Genomic DNA, 8,201 nt, shown 5'->3' with positions numbered 1-8,201 from the left:
GTCGCAGCCCCGACCCGCGGTCACGAGCGGGGGCTCCTGTCGTTTCCGTGCCCCTGGATTGGGTCATAGTGTCTGACCTATGCTCAACCTACGATAATTCCAAGCTGAACGAGTTACTCGCTATAGCGGGTGGCGATGGCGGCTCGCACCATGCCGGTGCTCATGAGGTAGGTCACCAGGAAGTAGCCGCCGTAGGCTGCCAGGAAGATCGCACAGGTGAGGCCCACGGTGCCGCCGATGCTCATATTTCCGAAAATGCTCACCAGCTCGATGATCACCTTAAGTGCCACAAAGGAGTGCGCCAAGCCCACTGCCAGCGGGAACAGGAAGAATACCGCTTGCTGCGCCATCACCGAATGGCGAATCTGGCGGTCCTCACAGCCGATCTGTGCCAGCACACGATAGCTGCGGCTGCCGTCGGCCACGTTGGAGAGTTGCTGAATCGACAGAATCGCCGCGCATGCAACGACCAATACAAAGCCGATGTAGATGGCTAGGTAGCTAATAAGACCGTTCATTTGCGCTGCTTGCGTGTACATCTCGGAGCGTGTGATGAAGATTCCCCACGACCCCGGCTCCTTGCCGTCAACGAGCAGATTGTCGAGCACAGTGTATTTAATGCTCTCGTCTGCCTCGGTTGTATCCATCCCCTGTTTGTAGTTAACGAGCAGGCTACTGGAATACGGCTGCAGATTAAGTTGGGACAACAGCTCGTCGGCAACGACGACGGTACCCGGATTACTGCCCATCGACGAGTTGGCGATGGCCGCCGTATCTTCGTCCGACTTATCGGTTGCGGGCTTGAGCTCATGCCCGCCCAAGGTAAGGGCATGGCCGCCAGCCATATACTTGGTGTACATGTCGACCAGCTCGCCGCCCATATCACACGTGAGCAGATACTGGTCGTGACCGATGTGCACCGGCTCCTCGCCCATCATCTGACGCAGTTTGTTGTACTGGCTCGCCGGCGTCACAAACAGACCCATCGCATCGGCATTGCTACCCCCGAACGCCTTGGGAAGCTTTTCGCCCATGATCTTGCACATCTCACTTGGGGTCACCGAAGGATCCGAACCGCCAAACGGGTAACTCAGATACGAATCGATCTGCACATGCTCACCGGCAACATCGGCGATATTGACCTTCTTGCCGGTCTCGTCGTTGTTGTCCGCCGACTTGCCCTTAATACCGTCTGCAACGTTATCGTGATCGATACGATCGCCGTGCCATGCGGAGTACAAATCGACCGTACTATCGGCCAGCACCATTCGATCGGCCTCAGACGGATTGAAAGACTCTTTGTAGAAGTCGAGCGTATCGGGCGTGTAATAGACATACGTCTGCGACATGTCGGCCGGATTATAGCGCTCCAGATTCTCGTTCATCACATTGGCAATCGACATACCGCACGTCACCGAGGTGATGGCCAAAAACAGGAGCATCGCGATGACGCCCATCGAAAAGCACACCGTATTAACCTTGGCCGCAAGTTGGCGCACGGTAAACATATTGAGGCCGCGCCAATACACGCTGCGCAGGCTCTGCAGCAGCTTGATAAGCATGCCCGAGAGTCCCCAGAACAGCGCAAAGGTACCCACGGTAACCATAGCGGTTGTAATGCCAAACTGGCTCATGGCCTCTTGCAGCTTGCTGTCCGTCGCGGTTAGCGGGAACCCATCACGTAGCAGACGGTAATAGGCCACGCCCACCAGCACCACGCCCACGGCAAAGATGGCAATCGCGATCCAGGGGTTGCGTGTCTTGATGCTCTCGTTGCGACGCTCGGCACCCATAAGCTCGATGAGTTTGGTACGACGCACGGCGCGAAGGTTCAGCAGTAGCGTGAGCACAAACATTACGAGCATGCAGGCAAGGGTCAGGCTGAACGCATGCACCGAGAAAAAGAAGTGGAAATTGGCGATCTGTGTCTTAAAGAGCGAGGCCGTAAAGAACGTCATGAGCTGGGAGAGTCCCACACCCAGCACAATGCCGGCGACAAAGGCCACGACCGAGACGATCACGGTCTCGAGCGCCATGATCGTGGCGACGCGCCCGCGCCCCATGCCGAGCACCTGGTACAGGCCAAACTCCTTCTTGCGGCGTTTCATGATGAAGTTATTGGCGTACACCATCAAAAAAGCCATGACACCGGCCAAAAAGTACGTCAGGTCGCCGAGCATGCTGCCCATAACCTGCGCCAAGCCCTCTTCATCGATTCCGGCGATGTCGACCTGCATCGAGATGGTGTTAAAGGCATAGAAGACCGTGACGCCCAGGGTGAGCGTCAAAAGGTAGACGAGGTAGTCGCGGCCGGCGCGGCGGACGTTGCCCCAAGCGAGTTTACAGAGCATCGGAGCCCTCACCGCCCATCATGGCAACGACCTCCATAATGCGGTCGAAGAACTCTCGGCGGTCGGTGTCGCCGCGGCGCAGCTCGGTGAAGATCTTGCCGTCGCGGATAAACAGCACACGGCTCGTGTAGCTGGCGGCAAAGCTGTCGTGCGTGACCATGAGCACCGTGGCGCGCAGGCGGCGATTGAGGGCCTCCAGGCTCTCGAGCAGCAGGCGGGCGCTCTTGGAATCGAGGGCGCCGGTGGGCTCGTCGGCCATGATCATGGTGGGGTCGGTGACGAGCGCGCGAGCCGCGGCAACGCGCTGCTGCTGACCGCCGGACATCTGGTAGGGATACTTGTCGAGCACCTGACTGATAGACAGACGCGCGGCCACATCCTGCACGCGGGTCGAGATCTCTGCCGAATTTGTGCGGGCGATGGTGAGCGGCAGGGCGATGTTCTCGCGTGCCGTGAGCGTATCGAGCAGGTTGGAGTCCTGGAAGATAAAGCCCAGCTCCTCGCGGCGGAACTGCGAAAGCTTAGCCTGCTTCATGCGTGTTACATCCTGCCCGTTGATGCGGATCGTGCCACTTGTGGCGCTATCGATGGTCGACACGCAGTTGAGCAACGTCGACTTGCCCGAGCCCGAAGCGCCCATGATGCCAACAAATTCGCCGCGGTTAACGGTAAAGCTGACGTCGTTGAGCGCACGGGTCACGTTGCCCAGCGCTCCATATACCTTTTCGAGATGCGCGACCTCCAGTACCGGGGTCGCCATGTGCGTGGTTTGCATACCGAGTCCTTTCTTGCGATTAGTCTACGGCATCTATAGTCGCAAGAAGACGAGTCGGCTACCATCGATATGGCTTACGCTTGCCTTACCGTTGTGTAAGGTACGGGTAGCTACCCTACCACGTGTTGATGTTGAGAGAGGACTCCTGTTGAAGACTGTTCATGTTGCCGCTGGGATCATTCGCAAGGAAGGATCTGACGAGCTGCTTGCCGTGCAGCGCGGCTATGGCGACATGCAGGGACTTTGGGAGTTCCCCGGCGGCAAGCTCATGCGCGGCGAGACACCCGAGGACGCCGTACGCCGCGAGCTTATGGAAGAGCTGCAGGTAAAAGTCACCAACCTGCGCGATTTTTACACCGTTGAGTACGACTACCCCAATTTTCATCTCTCGATGGAGTGCTACTACTGCTCGCTGGCCGATGAATCCGATGAGCCCCAGAAGCACGACCGCCAGCTCGATATCCGCTGGATTCCGCGTACCTCGCTTGCCATGGTGGAATGGATGCCCGCCGACAAGGGGCTCATTGATGCTCTGATTGAGTTAAAGGAAGATCGGCTTGAGGCCAACGGCGCTGCCAACGACGCCGAGGCCACCGCGACCGACGAGCCCGCCACCAAGCCCAAGCGCACACCTAAGCGCCGTAGCAAAAAGCGCCCCAAGCCCGGCCTACTCGACGGCATCGATACCTCGGACCTCTCCGCTGACGAGCGCGAACTGGTCCGCCGTCGCGCCGCCATCAAAAAGTCCATGAAGGGCAACAAACGCGCCAACACCAAGCCCGAGCTGCTCGTACGTCAGCGCCTACGGGCTGCGGGCCTTACGGGCTATCGCTTGGAATGGAAGGTTCCCGGCAAGCCCGACATCGCCTTCCCCGGCCGCAAGATCGCCATCTTCGTCAACGGCTGCTTTTGGCACCGCTGCCCCAAGTGCAACCCTAGCCAGCCCAAGCGCAACGTTGAGTTTTGGGAGGCAAAGTTCCGTCGCAACGTCGAGCGCGACCGCGCTGCCGTGGCAGCACTCACTCAAATGGGCTGGACACCCATAACCATCTGGGAATGCGAGCTCAAAAAAGACCGCATCGACGCCACGATGAAAAAGGTCATCGAGCAGGTGCGCGCCGCAGAGCCGCAGCGCCAGGAGCGAGCCGTCCACACGCCCCACATAGGCGAGCCACATCCACGTCACAAACCTTAGAAAGCCCTTAAGCTCAAAACCTTTCAAGAGTGTTACTCGATACCTCTGACCTGCAGTTTCATCGTAACATCAAACCAGGTTAAGCCTTTCTTTAGCGCTTCTTTGCAGCAGCCGCGGCATAATACTGCCAACGCACGGGACCTAGCAGCACACCCCGTGCGCAACCTTTTGGTGGACATCGAGGAGGCCGCATAAGCATGCATTCTTCCAACGACGCAGCACAGCAGCCATCCCTAAAACATGCAGACCTTTTCTCCTTCCCCCCGACACAGAGAAACGGCCTCCTCGACTCCCCCACCTCGCAGCCAAAACGCTCAACCGACCAGAGCCACAACTTGCGAGCATCGTTCGAAAAGCTCCAAGCATCCCTAAACAAGTCATTCCCCAACCAAGCCCGGGCATACTAATCCCCCATCAGCAAAGAAGCCCTAACGCTCCGATTTTTTCCGCTCTAACGCCACAAGGGCGACGACCTCGAGTAGGTCAACCTGGGAGGGACGAGGGCTTAGTTCCCCAATCTTTCCGCAGGGGGCAAAAAGCCTCGCCGCACGAAGTGCGCAGCGAGGCTTTTTGCATGCCCGAGGGCGATTGGGGAACTAAGCCCTCGTCCCTCCCCGGGATATGTAGCGAGTCGGAGTACCCTTGCTGTTACTCTGCTTTGCCCACGGAGTTAAGGTTGGTCATGCGGATCTTAACCAACTCGGTGATCTCACGCATACCCTCCTTGGCCGGCTTCTTGGGATCGAAGCAGGCGGGGTTCTCGGCCATGTAAGCCATGAAGCCCTTGGTGTAGGCCTGACGCAGCTCGGTGGCGTAGTTAACCTTGCAGATGCCGTTCTTCACAGCCTCGGCGACCTGCTCATCGGGCACACCGGAGGTGCCGTGCAGAACCAGCGGCACGTCGACGGCGTCGCGGATGGCCTTGACCACGGACTGCTCGATGTGCGGATCGCTCGTGTACACGCCGTGGCTGGTGCCAACGCCAATTGCGAGGGAGGTGCAGCCGGTACGCTCGACGAACTCCTTGGCCTCGGCCGGATCGGTGTAGGGGCTCTCGCCCTCAACCGCGGGACCGTCGTCCTCCTTGCCGCCAACCTTACCGAGCTCGGCCTCGACGGGCACGCCCATGGCGCGGCCAGCGTCGGCGACGGACTTGGTCAGGGCGATGTTGTCCTCGAAGGACTCGTGCGAACCGTCGATCATGACAGAGGTATAGCCGGTGCGGAAAGCCTGCATGCAGCGGTCATAGCCATCGCCGTGATCGAGGTGCAGAGCGACGGGCACGGAAGCGCGCTCGGCGGCAGCCTTGACCATGCCGTAGAAGTAGTCCAGACCAGCGGTCTTGATGGTGCCCGGGGTGGTCTGCATGATGACGGGGGACTTGGTCTCCTCGGCAGCGGCCAGAACGGCCATAACAAACTCGAGGTTCTCGACGTTGAAAGCGCCAACAGCGTAGTGGCCGGCCTGAGCGTCCTTGAGCATCTTTTCGGTGGTAACAAGTGCCATGAGCGTTTGCTCCTCTCCCTCGCCCGCATCTGGACATCGGGCGTAGTTGTTCACAAGGCGTTTTACCTTGCGTTTTGCTGCGCTCATTGTATGAAATTAAGCAGCTTTGCACGTGCGAGATATTGAGCCCATGCAGGTCAATACAGTCGTTTTTGAAAAGTAAACGGAAGGAATATGAGCCGAGTGGACATGTTCGATATTGAATTTTGGGCGTTCAGCGTCTTTCTTTTATAGAAAAGATAAGTAATCGAAAGGTGTTTTCTTACTCAAAAAGAAAATGAACGAAAATAGAGTCAACACAATTCCTGCAAATTTAGCCGAGAATGGAGCAAGCATGGCCCAAGCCACCAACCGTGCCTTTGCCGACGAACGCCGTACCGCCATTTTGGAAATACTCGATCATAATGCCTCGGTGCAGGTAGCAGAAATCGCCCAGACCTTTGGCGTGTCCTCCGTCACCGCCCGCGCCGACCTGGACGCGCTCGCCGAAGCAGGCAAGCTGCGCCGCACGCACGGCGGTGCCGTCTCGCTCCACAAACGCCTGACCGTCTCCACGCAGGATCGCCGCATCAATGTCAACGTCGCCGCCAAGCAAGCCATCGCGCAAAGCGCCATCGAGCTCGTCAATGACGGCGACACGCTGCTCGTCGACTCGGGCACCACGGCGCTCGAGTTCGTCCGGCTCCTCGATCAGCGCGACGGTATCACCGTCATCACGGCCGACATTACCATTGCCGATTACATCGACGAGAGCATGCCCTCAGTCGATGTCGTCATGCTGGGCGGGGCGCTGCGCAAAGGCCATCGTTATTTGTACGGACCGCTCACTATGCAGGCGCTCCAAATGGTCCATGCCGATCTGGCCGTCATGTGCCCCGGCGCCTTTGTCCCCAGCTGCGGCTTTACGACCGACTTTCCCCAGATGGCCGAGACCAAAACGGCTATGATCACCGCGGCCCATCAAAGCGTCGCCCTCATGGACGCCAGCAAGGTTAACGGACGCGGCATGTACCGCTTTGCCGAGCTTGCCGATGTCGACTCCATCGTGATGGACCGTGACCCCGACCATGCCGTCGCCACCTCGATCGCCGAGGCCACTGACAGCTCACGTCCAGCCCTCGTCATCGCCGGCGCTTAAACAAAAACCACCACAAAGGTGCCTGTCCCCCTTTGTGGTGGTTGTGATGGTTGAGCATCAGAAGTGAATGTGTCGCTACTTGGAAAGCTCGTCGGCGAGGGCCTCGATCTGAGCGCGCGAGGCTTCGTTGAGCGAGCCCAGCACAGTCACCTTGTTCTGCGTCAGGGTGATGTCCTTCATACCCTCGAGCTCCTTGGTCATAACCTTGGCGGCAGCGGGCGCCCAGGAACCGGACTCGACAAGCGCCACGGTACGGTTCTGGTAGGCATGCTCGGCGAGCGTGTGGATAAAGGCGCTCATGCACGGGAAGATCTCGCCCTGATAGGTAATGGAGGCGAGCACCAGACGGTCGTAGCGGAACGCATCCTCAACGGCCTCGGCCATGTCGTCGCGAGCCAGATCAAAGACGGAGACCTTCTGGCCGCGAGCCTCGAGCGCAGATGCGAGCTCCTCGACGGCAGCCTTCAGATGGCCATACACACTCGCATAGGCGATCGTGATGCCCTCGTCCTCGGGCTGGTAGCTCGACCAGGTGTTGTAAGTGTCGAGGTAGTAGCCCAGGTTCTCGGTCAGCACAGGACCATGGAGCGGGCAGATGATCTGGATATCCAGATCGGCGGCCTTCTTGAGCACGGCCTGCACGAACTTGCCGAACTTACCGACGATGCCAAAGTAGTAGCGGCGAGCCTCGCAAGCCCAACCCTCGGGATCCTCGACGTCGTTGGCGCCAAACTTGCCAAAGCCGTCGGCACTAAAGAGCACCTTGTCGGTGGACTCGTAGGAGAAGATCACCTCGGGCCAGTGAACGTTGGGGGCGCCGATAAAGGTCAGGCTGTGGCCGCCCAGGTCGAGCACATCGCCCTCTTTGACGACCATCTTGCGCTCGGGGTAGTCGGTGCCAAAGTAGTTGACCATCATGCGGAAGGCACCCATGCTAGCCACAATCTGGGCCTGGGGATAGCGCTCCATAAAGGCGGCGATGCCGGCGGAGTGATCGGGCTCCATGTGATGGACGACCAGGTAGTCGGGCGTACGGCCATCGAGCACGGCCTCGAGGTTGCCGAGCCACTCGTCAACAAAACCGCCGTCGACCGAATCGGCGACAGCGATTTTATCGCCCAAGATAACATAGCTGTTATATGCCATGCCGTTCTCGGACACGTCGTACTGGCCCTCAAACAGGTCAATGTCGTGATCGTCGACGCCAATGTAGCGGATATCCTTGGTGATCTCCAT

At 58.8% G+C, this 8,201-nt stretch carries 6 protein-coding genes; 2 read left to right on the top strand and 4 right to left on the bottom strand.

Features of this window, described 5'->3' with window-relative positions:
• Positions 1–113: 113 nt before the first annotated feature.
• Both PMX21_RS07265 and PMX21_RS07260 read right to left on the bottom strand, forming a co-directional pair.
• Positions 114–2,351 (bottom strand): ABC transporter permease, encoded by a 2,238-nt coding sequence (locus PMX21_RS07265; protein ID WP_271758915.1) that lies wholly within the window; start codon positions 2,349–2,351, stop codon positions 114–116.
• The gene (locus PMX21_RS07260) at positions 2,341–3,126 is read right to left on the bottom strand and encodes an ABC transporter ATP-binding protein (RefSeq protein WP_006234847.1); all 786 of its coding nucleotides are present in this window, start codon (positions 3,124–3,126) and stop codon (positions 2,341–2,343) included. The genes PMX21_RS07265 and PMX21_RS07260 overlap by 11 nt, the downstream gene beginning before the upstream one ends.
• A gap of 148 nt (positions 3,127–3,274) precedes the next feature.
• On the opposite strand from PMX21_RS07260, the gene vsr reads away from it, so the two are divergent.
• Entirely contained in the window at positions 3,275–4,321 is a 1,047-nt protein-coding gene (gene vsr, locus PMX21_RS07255) for a DNA mismatch endonuclease Vsr (RefSeq protein WP_271758913.1), read from the top strand.
• Positions 4,322–4,969: 648 nt separating this feature from the next.
• Here the strand turns inward: vsr and PMX21_RS07250 are convergent.
• Complete coding sequence (locus tag PMX21_RS07250; protein ID WP_022095149.1) at positions 4,970–5,827, bottom strand: class II fructose-bisphosphate aldolase; 858 nt, start codon at positions 5,825–5,827, stop codon at positions 4,970–4,972.
• Positions 5,828–6,161: 334 nt separating this feature from the next.
• On the opposite strand from PMX21_RS07250, the gene PMX21_RS07245 reads away from it, so the two are divergent.
• Positions 6,162–6,965: a DeoR/GlpR family DNA-binding transcription regulator gene (locus PMX21_RS07245; RefSeq protein WP_271758912.1), complete on the top strand. Its 804-nt coding sequence runs from the start codon at positions 6,162–6,164 to the stop codon at positions 6,963–6,965.
• Positions 6,966–7,040: 75 nt separating this feature from the next.
• On the opposite strand, the gene PMX21_RS07240 is transcribed toward PMX21_RS07245, so the two are convergent.
• Positions 7,041–8,201: an FprA family A-type flavoprotein gene (locus PMX21_RS07240; protein ID WP_271758911.1), complete on the bottom strand. Its 1,161-nt coding sequence runs from the start codon at positions 8,199–8,201 to the stop codon at positions 7,041–7,043.

It is taken from the genome of Collinsella aerofaciens (assembly GCF_028209885.1).
In the GTDB taxonomy this organism is placed as follows: domain Bacteria; phylum Actinomycetota; class Coriobacteriia; order Coriobacteriales; family Coriobacteriaceae; genus Collinsella; species Collinsella aerofaciens_BA.
Note: the sequence above shows the minus strand (reverse complement) of the source record. Positions and strands in the feature narration are given on the sequence as shown.